17 protein-coding genes are annotated in these 21452 nt (G+C 68.6%); 8 read left to right on the forward strand and 9 right to left on the reverse strand.

Going from position 1 to position 21452, the window contains the following annotated elements; genetic code table 11:
- The first annotated feature begins 170 nt into the window (after nt 1–170).
- Nucleotides 171–1790 (forward strand): alkaline phosphatase D family protein, encoded by a 1620-nt coding sequence (locus tag S2M10_RS01250; RefSeq protein ID WP_168844478.1) that lies wholly within the window; start codon nt 171–173, stop codon nt 1788–1790.
- Between the two features lie 132 nt (nt 1791–1922).
- Here the strand turns inward: S2M10_RS01250 and S2M10_RS01255 are convergent, their stop codons facing one another.
- Together S2M10_RS01255 and pepN are read right to left on the reverse strand one after the other, a co-directional pair.
- Nucleotides 1923–3431, reverse strand: a complete 1509-nt coding sequence (locus S2M10_RS01255) for an AarF/UbiB family protein (RefSeq protein WP_168844479.1) — start codon at nt 3429–3431, stop codon at nt 1923–1925.
- Nucleotides 3431–6019: an aminopeptidase N gene (gene pepN / locus S2M10_RS01260; protein WP_168844480.1), complete on the reverse strand. Its 2589-nt coding sequence runs from the start codon at nt 6017–6019 to the stop codon at nt 3431–3433. The genes S2M10_RS01255 and pepN overlap by 1 nt, the downstream gene beginning before the upstream one ends.
- Before the next feature lie 192 nt (nt 6020–6211).
- On the opposite strand from pepN, the gene S2M10_RS01265 reads away from it, so the two are divergent.
- The 3 genes from S2M10_RS01265 to S2M10_RS01275 all read left to right on the forward strand — a co-directional run bounded on the left by S2M10_RS01265 (nt 6212) and on the right by S2M10_RS01275 (nt 10408).
- On the forward strand, nt 6212–7864 hold the full coding sequence (locus tag S2M10_RS01265) for a M28 family metallopeptidase (protein ID WP_168844481.1): 1653 nt from the start codon (nt 6212–6214) through the stop codon (nt 7862–7864).
- Between the two features lie 6 nt (nt 7865–7870).
- Nucleotides 7871–9478: a M28 family peptidase gene (locus tag S2M10_RS01270; RefSeq protein WP_168844482.1), complete on the forward strand. Its 1608-nt coding sequence runs from the start codon at nt 7871–7873 to the stop codon at nt 9476–9478.
- Nucleotides 9479–9589: 111 nt separating this feature from the next.
- Nucleotides 9590–10408, forward strand: a complete 819-nt coding sequence (locus tag S2M10_RS01275) for an NAD(P)-dependent oxidoreductase (protein ID WP_168844520.1) — start codon at nt 9590–9592, stop codon at nt 10406–10408.
- Here S2M10_RS01275 and S2M10_RS01280 read toward each other — a convergent pair.
- The 5 genes from S2M10_RS01280 to S2M10_RS01300 all read right to left on the reverse strand — a co-directional run bounded on the left by S2M10_RS01280 (nt 10318) and on the right by S2M10_RS01300 (nt 15323).
- Nucleotides 10318–11235, reverse strand: coding sequence for an EamA family transporter (locus tag S2M10_RS01280; protein ID WP_168844483.1), 918 nt, complete (start codon nt 11233–11235; stop codon nt 10318–10320). The genes S2M10_RS01275 and S2M10_RS01280 overlap by 91 nt on opposite strands.
- A 163-nt stretch (nt 11236–11398) precedes the next feature.
- A complete protein-coding gene (locus S2M10_RS01285; protein ID WP_168844484.1) occupies nt 11399–12400 on the reverse strand; it encodes a beta-eliminating lyase-related protein in 1002 nt (333 codons plus the stop codon).
- A gap of 43 nt (nt 12401–12443) precedes the next feature.
- On the reverse strand, nt 12444–13421 hold the full coding sequence (gene egtD / locus S2M10_RS01290) for an L-histidine N(alpha)-methyltransferase (protein ID WP_168844485.1): 978 nt from the start codon (nt 13419–13421) through the stop codon (nt 12444–12446).
- Nucleotides 13421–14683: an ergothioneine biosynthesis protein EgtB gene (egtB, locus tag S2M10_RS01295; protein ID WP_168844521.1), complete on the reverse strand. Its 1263-nt coding sequence runs from the start codon at nt 14681–14683 to the stop codon at nt 13421–13423. The genes egtD and egtB overlap by 1 nt, the downstream gene beginning before the upstream one ends.
- A gap of 73 nt (nt 14684–14756) precedes the next feature.
- Nucleotides 14757–15323 carry a cob(I)yrinic acid a,c-diamide adenosyltransferase gene (locus S2M10_RS01300; RefSeq protein WP_168844486.1) on the reverse strand — a complete coding sequence of 189 codons (567 nt, stop codon included), beginning with the start codon at nt 15321–15323 and terminating at the stop codon, nt 14757–14759.
- Between the two features lie 114 nt (nt 15324–15437).
- Between S2M10_RS01300 and S2M10_RS22520 the strand changes: the two genes are divergently transcribed.
- Both S2M10_RS22520 and S2M10_RS01310 read left to right on the forward strand, forming a co-directional pair.
- Complete coding sequence (locus tag S2M10_RS22520; RefSeq protein ID WP_168844487.1) at nt 15438–15878, forward strand: DUF2231 domain-containing protein; 441 nt, start codon at nt 15438–15440, stop codon at nt 15876–15878.
- A complete protein-coding gene (locus S2M10_RS01310; protein ID WP_168844488.1) occupies nt 15878–17170 on the forward strand; it encodes a sorbosone dehydrogenase family protein in 1293 nt (430 codons plus the stop codon). The genes S2M10_RS22520 and S2M10_RS01310 overlap by 1 nt, the downstream gene beginning before the upstream one ends.
- Before the next feature lie 6 nt (nt 17171–17176).
- Here S2M10_RS01310 and S2M10_RS01315 read toward each other — a convergent pair whose 3' ends face one another.
- Together S2M10_RS01315 and gluQRS are read right to left on the reverse strand one after the other, a co-directional pair.
- Nucleotides 17177–17404, reverse strand: a complete 228-nt coding sequence (locus S2M10_RS01315; RefSeq protein ID WP_168844489.1) for an HIG1 domain-containing protein — start codon at nt 17402–17404, stop codon at nt 17177–17179.
- A gap of 9 nt (nt 17405–17413) precedes the next feature.
- Nucleotides 17414–18256 carry a tRNA glutamyl-Q(34) synthetase GluQRS gene (gene gluQRS / locus S2M10_RS01320; protein ID WP_168844490.1) on the reverse strand — a complete coding sequence of 281 codons (843 nt, stop codon included), beginning with the start codon at nt 18254–18256 and terminating at the stop codon, nt 17414–17416.
- A gap of 99 nt (nt 18257–18355) precedes the next feature.
- On the opposite strand from gluQRS, the gene S2M10_RS01325 reads away from it, so the two are divergent.
- Together S2M10_RS01325 and S2M10_RS01330 are read left to right on the forward strand one after the other, a co-directional pair.
- Complete coding sequence (locus S2M10_RS01325; protein WP_168844491.1) at nt 18356–18922, forward strand: HNH endonuclease; 567 nt, start codon at nt 18356–18358, stop codon at nt 18920–18922.
- A 280-nt stretch (nt 18923–19202) separates the two neighbouring features.
- Nucleotides 19203–21419: a transglycosylase domain-containing protein gene (locus S2M10_RS01330; RefSeq protein WP_247650546.1), complete on the forward strand. Its 2217-nt coding sequence runs from the start codon at nt 19203–19205 to the stop codon at nt 21417–21419.
- The last annotated feature ends 33 nt before the right edge of the window (nt 21420–21452 follow it).

Genomic DNA, 21452 nt, shown 5'->3' on the forward strand with positions numbered 1-21452 from the left:
CTTCGTCTCTCTGCGGCCGGCGGGTATCCCGTCCGGCAGGTGCGTTCCCCCATTTGCCAACGCCCCAAACGCCGATTCGGCTCTTTGCCTAGCCCAGCTTCGGCCGGCTGTCACGAACACGACACCAATGCGGGGCAGGTAGCGGCGGACCGAAAAAGGGACGCGACCAGATGAATTGCCGTATCGACCGCCGCGCGCTGCTGCTCACCGGAACGCTTGGGCTGGGTGCGCTTGCGCTGCCTGGCGTCGCGCTCGCCCAGGCGGCCGCCCGCGGCTTCACCCATTCGGTGGCGAGCGGCGAGCCCGGTGCGGACACGATGCTGCTGTGGACGCGCTACGTTCCCGCCGATCGCGGCGCGGTGAAGCTGCGCGCGCAGATCGCCACCAGCGCCGACTTCACCCGCATCATCGCCGAAGGCGAGCAGATCACCGGTCCGTGGCGCGACCATACCGCCAAGGTGACGCTGGCGGGCCTTTCGCCCGACACGCGCTATTTCTACCGCTTCGTGGCGCCGGACGGCAGCTTCTCGCCGGTGGGGCGCACCAAGACGCTGCCGCTGGGCGACGCGCGCCGCTTCGGGATCGCGATCTTCTCCTGCTCGAACCTGCCGTTCGGCTATTTCAACGCCTATGGCCACGCCGCGGCGCGCGACGATATCGACCTGTGGGTGCATCTCGGCGACTATCTCTACGAGTACAAGCAGGGTGGCTATGCCCCCGCCGGCGGCCCGATCGGCGGACGCTTGCCCGAGCCGGCCGGCGAGATGATCCACCTCGCCGATTACCGCCTGCGCTATGCCAGCTACCGCGCGGACCCCGATCTGCAGGCGCTGCATGCCGCAAAGCCGATGCTGGTCCAGTGGGACGATCACGAGAGCGCCAACGACAGCTGGGAAGGCGGTGCCGAAAATCATCAGGCCGATGAAGGCGATTGGAGCGCCCGCAAGGCGGCGGCGATGCAGGTGTTCCGCGAGTGGATGCCAGTCTCCGAGACCCCCTGGGGCAGCTACGAGATCGGCACGCTGGCGACGTTCTTCCGCACCGAAAGCCGGCTGCTGGCGCGCAGCGAGCAGCCCGATGTCGCGCCGCTGTTCAAGGCCGCCGACCCGGTAAAGGCGCTCACCGCCTTCCGCGACGGCCCGTGGCACGACCCGGCGGCAACCATGCTCGGCAGCGAGCAGGAAGTGTGGCTCGACCATGCGATGCGCCGCTCGGTGCAGGCGGGGCAGCGCTGGCAGGTCGTCGGCTTCGGCACGATCCTGGGCAACCTGACGACGCCCGCCGAGGCGATGAGCTGGCTGGCGCCGGACGCGGATCCGCGCGCCAAGGCCTATGTCCAGGCCGGCGTGCTGGCGGGCAGGCTGGGCCTGCCGCTCGGCTATGACAGCTGGGGCGGCTATCCGGCGGCGCGTGCGCGGTTCCTGAAGTCCTCGCAGGCCATGGGCGCCAATCTGCTGGTGGTGTGCGGCGACAGCCACAATGCCTGGACGTTCGACCTCGCCCAGGACGGCAAGGCGGCGGGCGTCGAGTTCGCCGGGCACGCTGTGACCTCACCGGGCTTCGAGAGCGCGCTGAAGCTCGATCCGAAGGTTGTTGCCGCCGGGATGGTGAAGGCCAATCCCGAGCTGAAATGGTGCGACACCAGCCGCCGCGGGTACATGGCGCTGACCCTCACCCCGGACCAGGCGCGCAACGATTGGGTGTTCGTGGATACGATCACCGAACGCAGCCTCAAGGCGAGCATCGGGCATAGCGCGACGGTGCAGCGCGGCCGGAACGTGATGGGGTGATGCGTGTCACCCTCACCCTCCCCACCGCCTTTGGCGGTGGGCCCCCTCCCTCTCCCAAAGGGAGAGGGCGCTAATTCCCTCTCCCTTTGGGAGAGGGAGGGAGGCGCGAAGCGCCGGAAGAGTGAGGGCGGCTCAGCCGAGCCAGAGTGCGGTCGCGACTAGCCCCGCGCCGGCAAGCAGTGCCATGGCGATCCACCCTCCGGCCTTGGCGATCGCGTCTGCGGTGCCGGTATCCGCGATCGGCGCCTCCAGCCGTGCCGCCGCCGCGCGCAGCAGCCGCGGCGCATCCTCGCCCAGTTCCACCAAGGCCAGCGCCAGCGCCGCCGAGCTCGCCGCCATCCGCGCCGGCCCGAAGCGGTTCGCCAGCAGCGCCACCTGCGCCCGCTGGATCGCCCCCGACAGGTCGAACCCTGGCGCGATGCGATCGAGCACGCCGTCCATCGTCACCATCGCCTTGAACACCAGCAGCAGGTCGGGCGGCAGCACCAGCCCTTCCTCGTGGAGCAGCCGCAGGAAATCGAGCATCATTGCGGATAGCACCAGCTTGCCGCCGCCATGTCGCTGGACAATCGCGTCGGCCGCGCGATCGATCGTGCGGCGGGGCACGTCATGCCCTTCGCTCCACAGCGCCAGCGTGTCGGCAAGCGACCGGGCGTTGCCGCCGGTGAGCGCGAGCACGAAGGCGATGAACTCGTCGCGGCGCTTCGGGCCGACATGGCCGATCGAGCCGAGATCGAGCAGCGCCAGCCGGTCGCCGGGCAGGCAGAGCAGATTGCCGGGATGCGGATCGGCATGGAAGCGGCCGTTGACCAGCACCATCGCGATCACCGTGTCGGCACCCAGTTCGGCGATCGCTTCCGGGTTAATCCCGGCGGCGCGCAACGCCTCGCCCGACACCGGCTTCACCCCGGCGATGAAATCCATCATCAGCAGCGTCTCGGACGTCCACTGCCAGTGGATCTCGGGCACCACGACGTTCGGCGTGTCCGCCATGTCGGCCCGCAGCAAATCGGCGTTGCGGCCTTCATTGGTGAAGTCGAGCTCTTCCAGCAGCGCCTGACGCAGCTGGCGGGCGAGCGCGACGGGCTCGAACCGCCGCGCCTCGGCGCTGCTCTTCGCGACCAGCGCGGCCAGTTCGCCGATCAGCCGGAGGTCCGCCTCCATCGCCGCGCGGATGCCGGGGCGTCGCACCTTCAGCACCACCTCGCGCCCATCCGTCAGCCGCGCGCGATGCACCTGCGCCATCGAGGCGGCAGCCAGCGGCGTCGGATCGAACCAGGCGAAGGCCTCTTCCGGCGGCATGCCGAGGGCTGCTTCCACTTCGCCGCGTATCTGTTCGAAGGGTAGAGTGGGGGCGGCGCTCTGAAGCAGCTCCAGCTCGGCGATCCATTCGGGCGGCAACAGGTCGCCGCGGGTGGCGAGAATCTGGCCGATCTTCACATAGGTCGGCCCCAGTGCCTCCAGCGCCAGCCGGGTGCGGCGGGGCAGCGGCAGCGCACCGGTCTCGGGATCGGTGGCGTCGGCTTCCCCCGCAAAGCCGAGCGTCTCCAGCAGCACGCCCAGCCCGAATCGCGCCGCCACGGTCGCGACGGTCCGCACCCGGGCGGAATCGCGGACCGTGGCGGTGAGCAGCCGGAGCATCAGTCGAGCGACTTGGTGGCCTGCTCGAACATGTCCTTGCTGAGGCCCGGGCTGGCGACGATCCGCTCCAGCTCGCCGCGCATCAGCGCGGCGCGGGCCGCGTCGAAGCGCTTCCAGCGGCCTAGCGGCGGCACCAGCTTGGCGGCGGTCTGCGGGTTGAGCTTGTCGAGCGCGATCAGCTGGTCCGCGACGAAGCGATAGCCGCGGCCCGAAGGATCGTGGAACGCCCGCTGGTTGATGCTGAACGCGCCGACCAGCGCCCGCGCCCGGTTGGGATTGGCCAGCGTGAAGTCAGGGTGCCGGGCGAGCATCTCGACCGCCGCTAACGTGTCTTCGCGCGAGGACAGCGCCTGGGTCTGGAACCACTTGTCCAGCACCAGCGCGTTGCCGGCATAGCGCTGGTAGAAGGCGTGAATCGCCTTCTCGCGCAGCGGCGAGGTGCCGTTGACCAGGGTGGCGAGGCCGCCCTGGCGATCGGTCATGTTGTCGGCCGCGTCGAACTGGGCAAAGGCCAGCTCTGCCGCATCGGCCGCGCCGCTCGCGGCGATATAGCCGAGCGCCACGTTCTTCAGGCGGCGCGCACCCTTGGCGGCCGGCGAATATTCGAAGCGATTGGCTCGTGCGCCTTCATAGGCCGCGCGCCATTCGGCCTCGAGCAGGTTGCCGAGATCGGCGCGCAATGCTTCCCGCGCGCGGAAGATCGCCTCGGGATCGACGATCGCCATCTGGTCGCCGATGAAGCTGTCCGAAGGGAGCAGCACCGCCTCGGCGATGAAGGCGCGGTCGAGCGACGGATCGGTCAGCGTGTTGCGCACCGCGTCGATCAGCGCGCCATGCTCACCTTTGCCGGTGGTCACCGCGCCGACCAGCGTATCGAGCATCAGCTGCTGCATCGCCTCGTAGCGCGCGAAGGGATCGTCGTCATGCGCCGAGAGGAAGGCGAGATCCGCCGCGCTGCGATTGGCGTCGACGATCACCGGCGCGGAGAAGCCGCGATTGATCGACAGCACCGCACGCTCGGGCAGATTGTCGAAGCGCAGCTCCTGCTCGGGCTTGTCGAGCAGCACCAGCTGTTCGTCGATCAGCGGCGCACCGCTCTTCTCGCCGAACAGGCGGATCTTGAGGGGGAGCACCATCGGTTCCTTCACCGGCTGGCCGGGCGTCGGCGGCACGGTCTGGGCAAGCGCCAGGCGGGTGGTGGCGCCGTCCTGCACGAGATTGGCGGAGACGCGCGGCGTGCCCGCCTGGCTGTACCAGCGGCGGAACTGCGTCAGGTCGATCCCGCCGGCCTCCTCCATGCTCGCCACGAAGTCCTCGCACGTCGCCGCCGTCCCGTCGAAGCGATCGAAATAGAGGTCTGTCGCGGCACGGAATTTCTGGGGCCCGAGGATGGTCGCCATCATCCGGATCAGCTCGGCGCCCTTGTTGTAGATGGTCGCCGTGTAGAAGTTCGAGATCTCGATATATTCGTCCGGGCGTACCGGGTGGGCGAGCGGGCCGGCATCCTCGGGGAACTGGCTGGCGCGCAAGGATCGCACATCCTCGATCCGCTTGACCGCCGCAGAGCCCTGATCCGCCGAGAAGCCCTGATCGCGGAAAACGGTGAAGCCTTCCTTCAGGCTCAGCTGGAACCAGTCGCGGCAGGTGATGCGGTTGCCCGACCAGTTGTGGAAATATTCGTGCGCGACCACCGCTGCGATCGCGTCATAGTCCCAGTCGGTGGCGGTATCGGGGTCGGCAAGGATGTAGCGGCTGTTGAAGACGTTCAGCCCCTTGTTCTCCATCGCGCCGAAGTTGAAATCGTCCACCGCGACGATGTTGAACACGTCGAGATCATATTCGCGGCCATAGACCTCCTCGTCCCACTTCATGCTGAGCTTCAGCGCGTGGAGCGCGTGGTCGGTCTTGGGCAGGTCGGGTGCGCGGACATAGATGCCCAGCTGCACCTCGCGGCCCGACATCGTCGTGAAGCTGCCGGTATTGGCGACGAGATCGCCCGCGACCAGCGCGAACAGGTAGCTCGGCTTGGGGAAGGGATCGTGCCACTCCGCCCAGTGGCGGCCGCCCTCGGCGGGCCCTTGCGCGATCGGGTCGCCATTGGCGAGCAGCACCGGGAAGCGCACCTTGTCCGCGGTCATGCGGACCTTGTATTTCGAGAGGACGTCGGGCCGATCGGGGAAGAAGGTGATGCGGCGGAAGCCCTCGGCCTCGCACTGGGTGCAGAGCATACCCGACGAAGCGTAGAGCCCCTGGAGCTGGGTGTTGCGCTCGGGCGCGATCACCACTTCGGTCTCGATCATGTGGGCGTCGCCAGGGAGCGGGATCACCAGATCCTGCCCGTCCATCCGCCAGCCCTGCGCCGCTGCGCCATCGACCTTGACCGACACGGCTTCCAGCCCGTCGCCGTTCAGCACCAGCGGGCGATCGTGCGCGCCGTTGCGGGTGACGTGGAGCGCCGCCTTCACCCGCGTGGCGGCGGGGTCGAGATCGAAGTCCAGCGCGATGTCCGGCACCAGCCAGTCGGGTTGACGATAGTCCTCGCGGCGAATGGCCTGGGGAACTGCGGCGGCGATACGGGCGTCACTCATACCGCTGGGATATAGGACAAGCGGCCGCGCCTGCTACTGCTATTCTTGCGATTTCCCTGTCGGACAACGCGCGGCGGGCGCGGCCGGGGCATCGTTTCGGAAGGCAAATGCCGCGACCGGCGGTTCGACCGATTGACGGAGGCACACGCACTGCTACGCTTGAAATATTGTTGCGAATTTCAGGGATGCCCGATGCTTCGATCGACTGCGCCGATTGCCCTTATCCTTTGCGCGGCGTCGCCCGCTTTTGCCCAGACCGCCGCCGAGCGGAATGCCGTCATCACCGCGCCGCTGCCCGCCGACCAGGCCGCGCTGAAGGCGCATGTGATGTTCCTCGCGTCGGACGCGCTGAAGGGCCGCGAGGCGGGATCGCCGGAGTTCGAGATCGCGGCCAATTATGTCGCGTCGCAATTCTACGCCGCGGGCCTCAAGCCGGCGGGCGATGACGGCGGCTATCTGCAGAAGGTGCCGCTGATCAGCTACAAGCTGGACGGCAGCGGCGCGATGTCGATCGGCCGTGGAAAGGCGTCGCCGGTCGTGCTGGAAGCGGGCAAGGACTTCATCGCCGGTGCGAACCCGGAAAAGCCCGAATACAGCGTCACCGCGCCGGTGGTGTTCGTCGGCTATGGCATCGTCGGGCTGGGCCGCGACGACTATAAGGGCGTCGACGTGAAGGGGAAGATCGTCGCCTTTTTCGGAGGCGCACCGGCGAGCTTCCCGGGTGAGGAAGGCGCGCATTTCCAGAATCCGGCCGCCAAGGCGGAGATCGCGAAGAAGCACGGCGCGATCGGCTATATCACGCTGGAATCGCCGCTGAGCGCCAAGAGCCGCCCGTTCGCGATGTACGCCGCCTATGCCAATCGGCCGCGCGTCACCTGGGGCACTGCCGACGGCGCCGGCCACATCGCCGCACCCGGCACGCCGGGCCTCGGCATGCTGAGCATGGCAGGCGCCGAAAAGCTCTTCGCAGGGGCCAAGACGCCCTGGTCGGCGATCGCCAAGGCCGCAGCGGTGGACGGCGCCACTTTCAAGGCGATGCCGTTGCCGGGCACGATCACCATCGCGATCAAGACCGCGCTGACGCCGATGCCGAGCTTCAACGTCGCCGGCATGATCGAGGGCAGCGATCCCCGGCTGGCGGGCGAAGTGGTCGTCCTCTCCGCGCACCTCGATCATATCGGTGTGGGCCGCCCGGACGCAAAGGGCGACACGATCAACAACGGCGCGCTCGACGATGCGATCGGCACCGCCTCGCTGATCGAGGAGGCCAAGCGCTTCAAGACGGCGGGCACCAAGCCCCGCCGCTCGATCCTGTTCCTGGCGGTGACGGCCGAGGAGAAGGGGCTGGTCGGCTCCGACTATTTCGCCCACAACCCGACGGTGAAAGGTACGATCGTCGCCGACGTGAACCTCGACATGCCGATCATCACCTATCCGTTCGAGGATATCGTGGTCTACGGCGCAAACCATTCGACGCTCGGCCCGATCGTCGCCAAGGCGGCGGCCGAGATCGGCGTGAAGATGTCCGACGATCCGCTGCCCGGCGAGAATATCTTCGTGCGTTCGGACCATTACAACTTCGTGCGCAAGGGCGTGCCCTCGGTCTTCCTGTGGCCGGGTGCCGGCGGTCCGGGCCGCGCGGCGATCGATCATTTCATGAAGAATCATTATCACCAGCCCTCGGACGAGATCGACCAGCAGCCGGCGATCAACTGGCAATCGGGCGTGCGCTTCGTCGACGTGAACTTCCGCATCGCCAACGCGATCGCCAATGGCGACGCGAAGCCGATGTGGAACAAGGGCGATTTCTTCGGCGTCACCTATGACGGTCCGGGCGCGAAGTAAGCACCGATGACGTTTCGGCCGCTGTTCGCCCTGCTCCTGCTCGCCGGCCCCGCGCTGGCGCAGCAGGCGGCCCCGCTCACTCCCGAGCAGGCGGCGATCAAGGCGCATGTCCAGTTCCTCGCCTCGGACGCGCTGCGCGGCCGCGAGGCAGGAACGCGCGACTTCGACGTCGCGGCCGAATATGTCGCGGCGCGCATGCTGGCGATCGGGCTCCAGCCGGGCGCGAACGGCGGCTGGTTCCAGCCGGTGAAGCTCGTCACCTATCGCCCCGCCGGGAAAGCCGCATGGACGCTGAAGCGCGGCGGCAAGGACGTGCCGTTCGTCTTCGGCAAGGATTTCGTCAACGAGCCCATACCCTCGGCCCCCGATTTCAAGGCCGAGGCCGAGGTGGTGTTCGCGGGCTATGGCATCGTCTACCCGCAGGGCGGGCAGGACGATTACAAGGGCATCGACGTGCGCGGCAAGATCGTCGCGGTGCTCGACGGCACGCCGGCGGGATTGCCCAACGAAGTCAACGCGCATTTCGGCGATGACGGGCAGAAGGCGCGGCTCGCGGCGGCACGGGGCGCCAAGGCGGTGCTGGTCCTCGAGACGGTCGAGCGTGCGAAGCAATTCGGCCTCGAAGTCTACGCCCAATTCTATGCCTATCCCCGAACCGGCTGGGCCGGGCCCGATGGTGTCGCCAATGCGCCGTCGCCCCAGGCGCCGGTGGTGGGGATGGTAAGCCTTGCCGGCGCGACCAAACTGTTCGAGGGCGCCAAGATCCGCTGGTCGGACGTGCTGGCTGCCCAGACCAAGGGCGGACGGATGCCGACCGGCGCGCTCACCGGCACGCTTGCGACCGCCAGCAAGACCCGGCTGTCGACGCGCGACAGCCGCAACGTGATCGGCAGGATCGAGGGCAGCGACCCGGCGCTCCAGGCGCAGACGGTGGTGCTGTCCGCCCATCTCGATCATGTCGGCGTCGGCGAGCCGGTGAAGGGTGACACGATCTACAACGGCGCGATGGACAATGCGATCGGCGTGTCGATGCTGCTGGAGATCGCCAAGGCGATCCGGGAAAGCGGCAAGCGCCCGCGCCGTTCGCTACTGTTCGTCGCGCTCACCGCCGAGGAGAAGGGGCTGATCGGCTCCGACTATTTCGCGCATTACCCCACGGTTCCCAAGGGAACGATCGTGGCCGACGTCAATTTCGACATGCCGATCCTCACCTATCCGCTGGTCGATCTCGTCGTGCTGGGCGGCGAGCGGTCGAGCATCGGCCCGGTGGTTGCAGCGGCCGCGAAGGCCGAGGGTCTGGGCGTGGTGCCCGATCCCGAGCCGGAGGAGATGTTCTTCGTTCGATCCGACCATTACAGTTTCGTGCAGGCAGGCATCCCGGCCGTCTCGATCGAAACCGGCCCCGGCGGCACCGGCGGGGTCGTGGCGCGCAAGTTTCTCGACGAACACTATCACAAGCCGTCCGACCAGATCGACCTGCCGTTCGACTGGAACGCGGCGGTGAAGTACAAGCATGTCGGCCTAGCCACCGTGCAGGCGCTGGCGAACGGCGATGCGCAACCGAGCTGGAACAAGGGCGACTTTTTCGGGACGCTGTTCGGGGGCGCGCAGTGACTTCCAATCACCCGCACCCTTTCGCGGCTTCGCCGCTCTCTCCCTCTCCCAATGGGAGAGGGAAGGGGCCCGCCGCCGCGGGCGGTGGGAAGGGTGCGGGTCATCGCTGATATGCGGCTGCTGGTCTTCGGCCCCGGCTATACTGCCTCGCGGCTGATGGCGGCCGTGGAGGCAGGGGGCGGTACGGTCGCCACCGTCACCCGTGCAACCTTTGCCGACCAGCCACGCACCCGCGCGGAAATTGCGGCGGCCACGCACATCCTCTCCAGCATCCCGCCCGGCGAGGCCGATCCGGTGCTCGCCGCCTATGGCGCGGATCTGGCAGCGAGCGGCAAGTGGCTCGGCTACCTTTCCTCCACGGGCGTCTATGGCGACACCGGCGGCGGCTGGGTCGACGAGAGCGCGCCGCTGCGGGGGCGGCGCGGCGGACGGGTCGATGCGGACCGCGGCTGGGGGGCGCTGCCCAACGCGCATGTCTTCCGCCTGCCGGGCATCTACGGCCCCGAGCGTTCGGCGCTGGAGCGGATGGCGGCGGGAGCGGCCCGGGTCTATTTCCCCGGACAGGTGTTCAGCCGCGTGCATGTCGATGATCTCGTCGCCGGGGTGCTTGCGGCGTTCGATGGGCCGCCGGGCGCGTATAATCTGTCCGACGACCTCCCCGCGCCGCAGGCCGAGGTGCTCGGCTATGCCGCCGCGCTGCTGGGGATCGATCCCGGCCCGGCGGTGACCCCGGACGAGGTGGAACTCAGCGCCGCCTCGCGCGCCTTCTATGCCGAGAACCGGCGGGTGGCGAACGGCAAGGCGAAGCGGCTGCTCGGCTGGCGGCCGCGCCATGCCGATTACCGGTTGGGCCTGCGCGCCCTCAAGGCCAGCACCAGCCCCGCCAGCACCAGCACGCCGCCGCCCACCGCCAGCAAAGACCAGCGATAACCCTCGAACAGCGTCGAGAGCAGCATCGCGATCACCGGGATCAGCACGCTGGTATAGGCTGCCTTGGCCGGGCCGATGGTGCGGATCAGCTGGAAATAGATGGTGAAGGTGATCGAGGAGCCGATCACGCCCAGATAGAGGATGCCGAGCAGATAGGCGGGGCGCGTCTCGATCATCGGCGGGCCGACCGTGGCGAGCGCGAAGCCTGCATCCAGGCCCGCGCCGATCAGCATCGCCCAGCCGAGCGTCGTCGCCATCGGATAGGCCTTGGCGGTGCGGGTCGCCTGCATCACGTTGGCAACGGAGGCGGAGAGCACGCCCGCCAGCGCGATGCCGATGCCCAGCAGCGCTTCGTGCGGGCCGACGGGGTTCAGCCGCGCCTCGTGGAGGAACAGCAGCGCCACGCCCGCCATCGCCACCGCCGAACCGATCAGCAGCTGCCGCCCCATCTTCTGGCCGAGGAAGATCCGCGCAAGCACCGCGTTCGGCACCAGCAGCAGCGCATAGACCACCGCGACCACGCCGGAGGTGACATGTGCCTCGGCCCGGTAGACGAAGTTGAAATTGAGCACGAACTGGGCAAGCCCCAGACACGCGGCGAAGGCGAAGCCGCGCGCGTCGAGCCACAGCCGGTCGCGCCGCGCCGCCGCCCAGAGCAGCGTGGTCACCCCGGCAACGAGGAAGCGATAGCTCACCGACCAGCTCGGCGGCACCACCGCCAGCTGGTCCTTGATGACCAGCCAGGTCGAGCCCCAGATCAGCGTCACCAGCAGGAACGGGATGAGGACGGTCAGCCGGGCCGAGCGAGGGGTATCGGCGCCGATCACAGCGCGCCTTCGCGCTGCCGCACGGCCGCCCCACCCCAACCGTCATCCCCGCAAAGGCGGGGATCCATTCGCCTGTGCGGTCGGGAAAAGAACCAAGCCGTCCCGGGCAATGGATTCCCGCCTTCGCGGGAATGACGAGAATTGGAGGAGATGGGGAGGCTACTCACAACACCGCGATCGCGTGCGCCAGCGGCTGGATCGCGTCTTCTGCCTGGTCCCAGCTGGTGACGAGACGCACTTCGCCCTCGGCCCAGTCGTAAAAGTCGAAGCCAATCGCGCGGAGACCGGCGGCTTCCGCCGGGTTCGCCTTCAGGAACACCTCATTGGCCTGCACCGGATGGACCAGCCGGTCGCCCGCCGCCTCGGCCAGCAGCCGCGCCCCGGTATTGGCGGCGCGGGCATTGGCGAGCCAGACGTCATCCGCGAGCATCGCCAGCAGCTGTGCGGCGAGATAGCGCCCCTTCGAGAACAGCAGCCCGGCGCGCTTGCGGCGGTACAGCGTCACGTCGGCCAGCTCGGGCCGGAAGAAGACCAGCGCCTCGGCGCTCATGCCGCCATTCTTGACGAAGCCGAAGCTGAGCGCGTCGACTCCGGCGCGCCAGGTGACGTCGCCCGGATGGCAGCCGAGATGCGCCACGGCGTTGGCGAAGCGCGCGCCGTCCATGTGCAGGCCGAGATTGCGGGCCTTGGCGAGGTCGCCGATCGCCGCCACTTCGTCGGGCGTATAGACCAGGCCATATTCGGTGGCGTTGGTGATCGAGATCGCGTGCGGCTGCACCTGGTGCACGTCGTCGCGGATCGGGTCCACCACCGCATGGATCGCCTCGGGCGTCAGCTTGGCGCCCGGTCCGGTGGCGGTGAGCAGCTTGGCGCCGTGGGTGTAGAATTCGGGCGCGCCGCCCTCGTCGCAATTAATGTGCGCGTCGCGGTGGCAGACGATGCCGCCATGCGGCGGGCAGAGCGCGGTCAGCGCCAGACAGTTCGCCGCGGTGCCGGTGGGCACCCACAGCGCGCGGGCCGGGGTGCCGAACAGGTCCGAGAACGCGCCGTCCAGACGCTTCGACCAGCCATCGCCGTCATAGGCGGTGTCGAGCGTGTTGGCGTCGACCAGTGCCTGGAGCACGGGCGGGCAGACGGCGGCGGCATTGTCCGAAAAGAAGCGCATGGGGCGAGCCTTGCGGCCTGGCGCGCCCCCGGTCAACGGCCTGTTACGGCGCGCGGCGCAGCGGCTGGGCTTCGCACAGGATCAGCGCGAACCAGTCCTTCTCGTCGGTCCATTGCTCGATCGGGGTCCAGCCGCCCGAACGGAGCAGCTGGCGCGCGCCGTTGGGACCGTATTTGTGGCTGTTCTCGGTGTGGATCGTCTCGCCCGCCGCCATCGTGAAGGGGCGGCCGTCGACGGTAAAGTCGACATCGCGCTGCGCCTCGAGATGCATTTCGATGCGCGCGAAATCGGCGTTCCAGATCGCGCGGTGACGAAAGGCGTCGACGGGAATCGTCCCGTCCAGCTCGCGGTTGATGCGGGTCAGCAGGTTCAGGTTGAACGCCGCAGTCACCCCCGCCGCGTCATCATAGGCAGGGACGAGGATCTCGGGCGACTTGACCCGGTCCATGCCGATCAGCAGCCGCGCGCCTTCGCCCAGCCATTCGCGCATCGCGCGCAGCAGGTCGACCGCGTGCCAGGCATTCATGTTGCCGATCGTCGAGCCGGGGAAGAAGCCGAGCTTGGGCATCTTCGCCACCTGCTCGGGCAGCGGCACCGGGCGGAGGAAATCGGCCTCCACCGGATAGACCGGCAGGCCCGGAAATGCCTGGGAAAGCTGCGCGGCCGAGTGCCGCAGGAATTCGCCCGAAATGTCGATCGGCACATAGGCCGCCGGGTCGATCGCGCGCAGCAGCCGCGGCGTCTTCACCGACGAGCCCGAGCCGAATTCGACCACCGCGGCGTTCGGCGCGGCGAGACTGCCGAGATCGCCGGCGATCGATTCCATCAGCGCGCTTTCGGTGCGCGACGGATAATATTCGGGCAGCTCGGTGATTTCCTCGAACAGCTCCGAGCCGCGGCGGTCGTAGAACCAGCGCGCCGGGATCGCGCGCGGGCTGGCGGCAAGGCCGGTCAGCACGTCGGCGCGGAAATGGGGATCGGCAAGGCTCGCCTGGCCGTCTTCGAGTTCCTGCTTGAGCATCAGAGGTCCTTCGCCAGACGCACGCCGGTGAACTGCCAGCGTTGATGGGGGTAGAAGAAGTTGCGGTAGCTGGCGCGGACATGGCCGCGCGGGGTGGCGCAGCTGCCGCCGCGCAGCACGAACTGCCCGCTCATGAACTTGCCGTTATATTCGCCGACCGCGCCCTCGGCGGTGCGGAAGCCGGGATAGGGGCGGTAGGCGCTGCCGGTCCATTCCCAGACGTCGCCGAACCAGGCGGGGCCGCCGGTCGACGGGCGCGGCTCCACCGGGCCGGCGGCATCGAGCTGGTTGCCGCCGAGCGGATCGGCGTTCGCTGCCGCTGCTTCCCATTCGAATTCGGTCGGCAGCCGGGCACCTGCCCAGCTGGCATAGGCATCGGCCTCGAAGAAGCTGACATGGGTGACCGGCGCGGCGGGATCGATCGGGCGGCGGCCGTCGAGCCCGAAGCGGGTCCAGGTGCCGTCGACCTGCTGCCAGTAGAGCGGCGCGGCGATGCGGTTGGCCTGCACCCAGGCCCAGCCGTCGGACAGCCAGTGGCGGGGATCGGCATAGCCGCCATCGGCGATGAACGCGGCCCATTCGCCGTTGGTGACGGTGCGGTCCGCCAGCGCATGCGGGTGAAGCATGGTGGCGTGACGCGGCGTCTCGCAATCGAACGCGAAGTCCATCGCCCCTTCGGGCATGTCGAGGCCTGCGCTCGCCGGGCCCGCCGGGCCTTCGATCCAGCCGATCGGGCCGGGCATCGCCACCGGCACCTTGGCCGCGCCGGGCCACATCGCGGGCTCGAGCGGGTTGACCGAGAAATGATGGAGGATGTCGGTGAGCAGCAGCTCCTGGTGCTGCTGCTCGTGCTGGCAGCCCAGCGCAATCAGCGTGAGCGCCTCAGGCGGCAGCGACGGCATCGCCGCGACGATCGCCGCATCCACCGCTTCGCGATAGGCGTGCACCTCGTCCAGCGTCGGGCGCGAGAGCATGCCGCGGCGGGGGCGGGCGTGGCGCTGCCCCTCGGCCTCGTAATAGCTGTTGAACAGGAACGGAAAGCGTTCGTCGAACAGGCGATGGCCGGGCACATGGTCGCGCAGCACGAAGGTTTCGAAGAACCAGGTGGTATGCGCGAGGTGCCACTTGGCCGGGGAGGCATCGTCCATCGACTGGAGCGTCGCATCGGCGTCGGACAGCGGCGCCACCAGCGCGGCGCTGAGCGCGCGAACGCGGGCGAACCGTGCCGCCAAGGCATCCGGGGCGGCGGCATTGGCAGGCATTGTTCGCATTCTGTTCTCCTACCGCAGGCCGGTTGCGGGTGCAACCCATACGGTGGGATGCGGGCAGCGACGGCTATTGGTTACGAGGTCCCCCAGGGACCCACAGAACGTCCGTGGCGCCCTTTTGGTTCATGGTCCGTGCTGCGACGAACAAAAAATCCGAGAGCCTATTGAGGTAGATAAGCGCATTGGAGCTGAGCGTGCCCTGATCGTTGGCTGCCACCGCGGCGCGTTCGGCACGGCGGGTGATGGCGCGGGCGAGGTGGATCGCCGCCGCCGCCGGGCTGCCGCCGGGCAGGACAAAGCTGTTGAGCGGTTGGAGATCGTCGTTCAGCGCGTCGATCGCCGCTTCCAGCCACGCGATCTGCTCCGGCGTGATCCGCAGCGCGCCTTCGGGGTCGCCGGGCGTGGCGAGATCGGCGCCGAGATCAAACAGGTCGTTCTGGATGCGGGCGAGTGTGGCATCGAGCGGATCGCCGGCCGCGAGCGTGGTGCGCGCCACGCCGATCGCGCTGTTCGCCTCGTCGACATCGCCGATCGTCTCCATCCGGGCCGAGGCCTTGGAAACGCGCGAGCCGTCCGCCAGGCCGGTGGTGCCGGCATCGCCGGTGCGGGTGTAGATCTTGTTGAGCTTGACCATGGCCGCGAGGGTAAGGCCGATATGCGGCCGCGGCTAGGGGGCTGAGGGGCATATGGCGGAACCCCTTCAAAGCGCGACCGTTCGAGGGACCTGCTTCGTCTGGGGAGACGCACCGTGCCCGATGCCGTACCGCTTCGCACCCGATCCTATGGTCTGCCGCTGCACCCGATCGTGCTTGGCCTGCCCTTTATCTGCTTCCTCGCCGCGATGATCGCCGACATCGCCTATGTCCGCAGCTACGACGTCAGCTGGAAGAATTTCGCCGACTGGCTGCTCGCCGGCGGCATGGTGCTCGGCGCGCTTGGCGCAATCGTCGGCATTGTCGACCTGCTGCGGCCGGCGGTGCGGGCCAACCGGCTGCTGATCCCCTATGCGATCGCTTATGCCGTAGCCATGGTGTTGGCGCTGCTGAACAATTTCATCCACAGCCGCGATGCTTACGGTGCGATGCCGGCGGGTCTCATCCTGTCCGTGCTCACCGTGCTGGTGCTCACCGGCGCCTCGGCGCTCGGCGCGATCCTGCTGCGCCAAAGCCGGTTCGGAGGTCTCCGCTGATGCGTGCACTGCTTCTCGCCGCGAGCGCCACGCTCGCGCTCGCCGGTTGCGCCAGCAAGGGCGAGGATCCCCAGCAGCAGATCGGCGGCGATCCCAAGCTGCCGGACGTCCAGCAATATCTGGTGCCGCCGATGCACGTGGTGCCCCCCGCCCCCTGGGGGTCGGCCATGCCCGAGGTGCCGGCGGGCCTGAAGGTCCAGGCCTTCGCCACCGGGCTCGCCAAGCCGCGCACGGTCTACACGCTGCCCAATGGCGACGTGCTGGTGGTCGAGACCGACGGCCCGTCAGAGCCGATCCATCGGCCCAAGGACGTGGTGATGAACCTGATCCAGGCGCATGCCCATGGCGGCGGCAAGGCGGGGATGGACATCATCCTGCTGCGCGACGCGAACGGCGACGGTGTCCCCGAGCTCAAGACCAAGTTCCTCACCGGATTGAACTCGCCCTTCGGCGTGACGCTGGTCGGCGGCGACCTCTACGTCGCCAATACCGATGCGATCCTGCGCTTCCCCTACCAGACCGGCCAGACGCGGATCACCGCACCGGGCACCAAGCTGCTCGACCTGCCCGGCGGCCCGATCGACCATCACTGGACCAAGAGCCTCGTCGCCAGTCCCGACGGCACCAAGCTCTATGTCGGGGTGGGGTCGAACAGCAACATCACCGAGAACGGCATGGAGGCCGAGCGCGGCCGCGCCGCGATCTGGGAAGTCGATCGGGCGAGCGGCGCCTCCCGCCTGTACGGCACGGGTCTGCGCAACCCCAACGGGCTGCAGTTCGAGCCGCTGACCAACACGCTGTGGACCGTGGTCAACGAGCGCGACGAACTCGGGCCGGACCTGGTGCCGGACTATCTCACCTCGGTGCGTGACGGCGGCTTCTATGGCTGGCCGTACAGCTATTGGGGCCAGCATGTGGACCCCCGCGTCAAGCCGCAGCGGCCGGACCTCGTCGCCAAGGCGATCAAGCCCGATTACGGCCTGAGCAGCCATGTCGCGCCGCTCGGCATGGTGTTCTCGGCCAATGCCGCGAGCCTGCCGGCGCAGTGGCGATCGGGCGCGTTCATCGGCGAGCATGGCAGCTGGGATCGCGGCCATCTCAACGGCTACAAGGTGATCTATGTGCCCTTCGCCGAGGGGCGCCCCTCGGGCAAGGCGGTCGACGTGGTGACCGGCTTCGTCGCGGGCGAGAAGGCGCATGGTCGCCCGGTGGGGCTGGGGCTCGACCGCACCGGCGCGCTGCTGATTGCGGATGATCTGGGCAATACCGTGTGGCGGGTCAGCGGGGGCTGACCCGCTTCAGCTCTTGGCCGAGGCGATCAGCAGGATCAGCGCGGCCATGCCGATCGCGATCGCCTGGAACAGGATGCGCTTCTGCATCAGCTTGTTCGATCGGATCGCGCGTTCGCTGGGGCCGTCGCCCTCCAGGTCCTGCGTGGTGGTGCCGGCCATGGTGACCAGCCCCTTGATGAGGAAGAACAGCGTCGCCAGGACCGCTGCGAGGAACAGGATCGCGAGGAACAACATCGCGCTACCCTACGCCTCGATTTGGCCGAAGCCAATCGGTACTTCCCCTTTGCGCAGTTTGTCGGAAAGCGCGCGGCCATCCTCCCCGGCCAGCCGCAGCGCCTCCAGCGTCGGCGCGCCGTGCCGTTTGGCGAGGCGCTGGCCATCCGGTCCGGCGAGCAGGGCGTGGTGGCGGTATTCGGGCGTCAGCAGGCCGAGCAGCGCCTGGAGCAGCCGGTGGACATGGGTGGCGGCGAACAGGTCGCTACCCCGCACGACATGGCTGATGCCCTGCGCCGCATCGTCGACCGTAACGGCGAGGTGGTAGCTGGCCGGCGCATCCTTGCGGGCGAGGATCACGTCGCCGTGGCGCGAGGGATCGGCGTCGACCGTGCCGGCATGGGCGTCATGCCAGGCCAGCGGCCCCGTGTGCGCGACGGCCTTTGCCATGTCCAGCCGCCAGCTGTGCGGGCGCGTGAGGTCGGGATCGACCAGGCCGCGACACGTGCCCGGGTACAGCGGACCGTCGGGCCCGTGCGGCGCGGACAGGCTTGCGGCGATATCGGCGCGGGTGCAGAAACAGGGATAGAGCAGCCCCATCGCCCGCAGCCGATCGAGCGCCATCTGGTACAGCCCGAGGCGTTGCGACTGGAAGGTCGGCGGCTCGTCCCATGCCAGCCCCAGCCAGTCGAGATCCGTCAAGATCGCCGCGACATGGTCGGGCCGCGAGCGGGTGCCGTCGATATCCTCGATGCGCAGCGTGAAACGACCGCCCGCGCGCCGTGCGAAATCATGCGCCTGCAGGGCCGAAAAGGCGTGGCCGAGATGGAGTCGGCCGGTGGGGCTGGGAGCAAATCGGGTGTGGATATCCATGAATGTGGCTCTTGACCGCGAGTCGCGGCTTATGCTGTCATGCGGGCGTCACGCTTTTGGGTAAAAGGCGGGGCACCAAAGTCGAGGGTGAGGTTCTGCATGTACCATCCCGATCTGATCCGCCATCCGGATGGGTGCCCGGCGCTCGTGCTGAACGCCGATTACACGCCGCTGAGTTATTATCCGCTGAGCGTGTGGCCCTGGCAGACGGCGATCAAGGCGATCTTTCTCGACCGTGTCGATGTCGTCTCCTATTACGAACGCGAGGTGCGAAGTCCCAGCGCGGTGCTGAAGCTCCCTTCGGTCATCGCGCTCAAACAATATGTGAAGCCTTCGCAATTCCCCGCCTTCACCCGGTTCAATCTGTTCCTCCGCGACAAGTTCGCCTGCCAATATTGCGGATCGCACCGGGATCTCACCTTCGACCACGTCATTCCCCGCGCCCAGGGCGGGCGCACCACCTGGGAAAATGTCGCCACCGCCTGCGCCCCCTGCAACCTCCGCAAGGGCGGCCGCACCCCCCAGCAGGCCGGCATGCCGCTCTACATCCAGCCGATTAGGCCGACGAGCTGGCAGCTCCAGGAACATGGCCGCCGCTTCCCGCCCAACCATCTCCACGAAACCTGGCGCGACTGGCTCTATTGGGACATCGAGCTGGAGGCCTGAGCGGATCGCAAGCGACAAAATTGACTCAATGCATCGCCGTACCAGCAGCGTGCCGAATAGCGCCAACACAAGCCGTCATCCCCGCGAAGGCGGGGATCCATTGGCGCTGAAGTCTCGGTTCTTTCCTCCAGCGCACAGGGCAATGGATTCCCGCCTTCGCGGGAATGACGAGGGTCTCTAGAGGCGCCGTCGTTCTCCAAGCAGTCGGCAGCGTTCTAAGCCGTCACCAAAAACTGCGTGTGTTATTGCGATAACACAGATCATCGGCTAAGGCAGCGATATGGCGCGCGAGCCCGGTATCCCCGACAGTCGATTCCCGTTGCGGCGCGATGGCGCCGACGACGCGGTGGTGCAACCGCAGGGCTGGCGCCCACAAGGCCGGCGCGACAAGCGCGAGCCGATCTGGCGGCCCGGCATGGGGGCGGGTGAGAGCGCCGCGCCGCACGAGCCTTATCGCGGAAGCTATGGCGCAGGCGGCGGCTTCGATGGCGGCGGCGATCTGCCGCCCGTCGCGCCGGGCAAGCGCCGCTTCCGCTGGGGCCGCTGGATCGTCCGCGGGCTGGCGGTGCTCATCCTGCTGTTCATCGCCGCGGTCGCCTGGCTGGCGATCACCGCGCCGCTTTCCAAATCGCTGCGCCCGCCGGCGCCGCCCTCGATCACCCTGCTCGCCGCCGACGGCACGCCGATCGCGCGGCGCGGGGCGGTGATCGGCAAGCCGGTCGACGTGAGCAAGCTGCCCGAGCATGTCGCCCAGGCGTTCATCGCGATCGAGGACCGGCGCTTCTACAGCCATTGGGGCGTCGATCCGCGCGGCATCGCCCGGGCGGCGTTCCACAATCTCAGTTCGGACGGCGGCTCGCAGGGCGGCAGCACGATTACCCAGCAGCTCGCCAAGAACGCGTTCCTCAACGCGCGCCGCACCTTCGGGCGCAAGGCGCAGGAAGTGCTGATCGCCTTCTGGCTCGAAGGCTGGCTGAGCAAGGACGAGATCCTCTCGCGCTATCTGTCGAACGTCTATTTCGGTGACAACGTGTACGGCCTGCGCGCCGCCGCGCAGCATTATTTCTCGACCAGCCCCGAGCGGCTGACGCTGAGCCAGGCGAGCCTGCTCGCCGGCCTGGTCAAGGCGCCGAGCCGGCTGGCGCCGACCGGCAATCTGGACGGCGCGCGCGAACGCCAGCGGCTGGTGATCGGCGCGATGCAGGAAGCCGGCTTCATCACCGCCGCCGAGGCGCGCCGGGTGCGGCCGGCGGTGCTGCGCGTGCAGGACAGCGATGAGCGGCTGCCCAACGGCACCTATTTCGCCGACTGGGTGCTGCCCGAGGCACGCGACCGCGCCGGCGGGGTAGCTACCGAGCAGACGGTGACGACCACGCTCGACACGCGGCTGCAGAATGCGGCGGAGCGGGTGATCAAGGCCTCGGGCCTCGGCAAGGCGCAGGTCGCGCTGGTGGCGATGCGGCCCGACGGACGCGTCGTCGCGATGGTCGGCGGGCGCAACTACGGCGCCAGCCCGTTCAACCGCGCGACCCAGGCGCGCCGCCAGCCGGGCTCGGCGTTCAAGCTGTTCGTCTATCTCGCCGCGCTGCGCTCGGGCATGACGCCGGACACGATGGTCGACGATACGCCGGTACAGATCGGCGAGTGGAAGCCGTCCAACAGCGACGGCCGTTATGCCGGCCGCATCACGCTGCGCCAGGCGATGGCCAAGTCGAGCAACGTGGTGGCCGCGCGGCTGATCCAGAAGCTGGGCGTCGGCCGGGTGACCCAGGCGGCGCGCGACCTCGGTATCTCCACCCCGCTGGGCAACGATGCCTCGATCGCGCTCGGCACCTCGACCGGCTCGCTGCTCGAACTGACCGCCGCCTATGCCGCCGTCGCCAATGGCAGCTATCCGGTGCGTCCGCGCGGGCTGGACGAAGCGGAATCGGCCGACGACTGGCTGGCGCGGCGGCTGGGCGGGCCGAGCCGGTTCGACGAACGGCTGCTCGACGATCTCCGCTCGATGCTGGAGACGGTGGTGCAGTCGGGCACCGGCCGGGCGGCGGCGCTGCCGGTGCCGGCGTTCGGCAAGACCGGGACGACGCAGGACGGGCGCGACGCGCTGTTCGTCGGCTGGGCGGGCGATCTCGTCGTCGGCGTGTGGATCGGCAATGACGACAACAGCCCCGTCGCGGGCGCGGCCGGCGGCGGGCTGCCCGCGCATATCTGGCGCGACTTCATGGTGCGCGCGCTGGGCCTGACCCTGCCGCCGGTGCCGGTCGAGCCCGACAATGTCATCGACGAGAACGGCATCGCGCTGGATGACATGCTCAACGGCGCCGGGGTGCAGATCGACGAAGACGGCGTGCAGCTCGACCTCGGCCGGGTGCGCGAGCTGGTGCCGGAGGGCGAGGCGCGCGACGCGATCCCGCGCAACCTGCGGATCCCCGCGCCGGACCTGGACGCCGATCGCCGCCGCCGCGATCCCGCAGACGCGCCCGACGGTGAGGAGTGATCGCACCGCTGGCCCTGGCGCAGCCGAGCCGGT

It is taken from the genome of Sphingomonas sp. S2M10 (assembly GCF_012650175.1).
In the GTDB taxonomy this organism is placed as follows: Bacteria; Pseudomonadota; Alphaproteobacteria; order Sphingomonadales; family Sphingomonadaceae; genus Sphingomonas.

Bases quoted from the DNA above. Each gene is read 5' to 3' on its own strand.
- S2M10_RS01250 (WP_168844478.1), top strand. From the start codon at position 171: ATGAATTGCCGTATCGACCGCCGCGCGCTGCTGCTCACCGGAACGCTT.
- S2M10_RS01255 (WP_168844479.1), bottom strand. From the start codon at position 3,431: ATGCTCCGGCTGCTCACCGCCACGGTCCGCGATTCCGCCCGGGTGCGG.
- pepN (WP_168844480.1), bottom strand. From the start codon at position 6,019: ATGAGTGACGCCCGTATCGCCGCCGCAGTTCCCCAGGCCATTCGCCGC.
- S2M10_RS01265 (WP_168844481.1), top strand. From the start codon at position 6,212: ATGCTTCGATCGACTGCGCCGATTGCCCTTATCCTTTGCGCGGCGTCG.
- S2M10_RS01270 (WP_168844482.1), top strand. From the start codon at position 7,871: ATGACGTTTCGGCCGCTGTTCGCCCTGCTCCTGCTCGCCGGCCCCGCG.
- S2M10_RS01275 (WP_168844520.1), top strand. From the start codon at position 9,590: ATGCGGCTGCTGGTCTTCGGCCCCGGCTATACTGCCTCGCGGCTGATG.
- S2M10_RS01285 (WP_168844484.1), bottom strand. From the start codon at position 12,400: ATGCGCTTCTTTTCGGACAATGCCGCCGCCGTCTGCCCGCCCGTGCTC.
- egtD (WP_168844485.1), bottom strand. From the start codon at position 13,421: ATGCTCAAGCAGGAACTCGAAGACGGCCAGGCGAGCCTTGCCGATCCC.
- egtB (WP_168844521.1), bottom strand. From the start codon at position 14,683: ATGCCTGCCAATGCCGCCGCCCCGGATGCCTTGGCGGCACGGTTCGCC.
- S2M10_RS01300 (WP_168844486.1), bottom strand. From the start codon at position 15,323: ATGGTCAAGCTCAACAAGATCTACACCCGCACCGGCGATGCCGGCACC.
- S2M10_RS01310 (WP_168844488.1), top strand. From the start codon at position 15,878: ATGCGTGCACTGCTTCTCGCCGCGAGCGCCACGCTCGCGCTCGCCGGT.
- S2M10_RS01315 (WP_168844489.1), bottom strand. From the start codon at position 17,404: ATGTTGTTCCTCGCGATCCTGTTCCTCGCAGCGGTCCTGGCGACGCTG.
- gluQRS (WP_168844490.1), bottom strand. From the start codon at position 18,256: ATGGATATCCACACCCGATTTGCTCCCAGCCCCACCGGCCGACTCCAT.
- S2M10_RS01325 (WP_168844491.1), top strand. From the start codon at position 18,356: ATGTACCATCCCGATCTGATCCGCCATCCGGATGGGTGCCCGGCGCTC.
- S2M10_RS01330 (WP_247650546.1), top strand. From the start codon at position 19,203: ATGGCGCGCGAGCCCGGTATCCCCGACAGTCGATTCCCGTTGCGGCGC.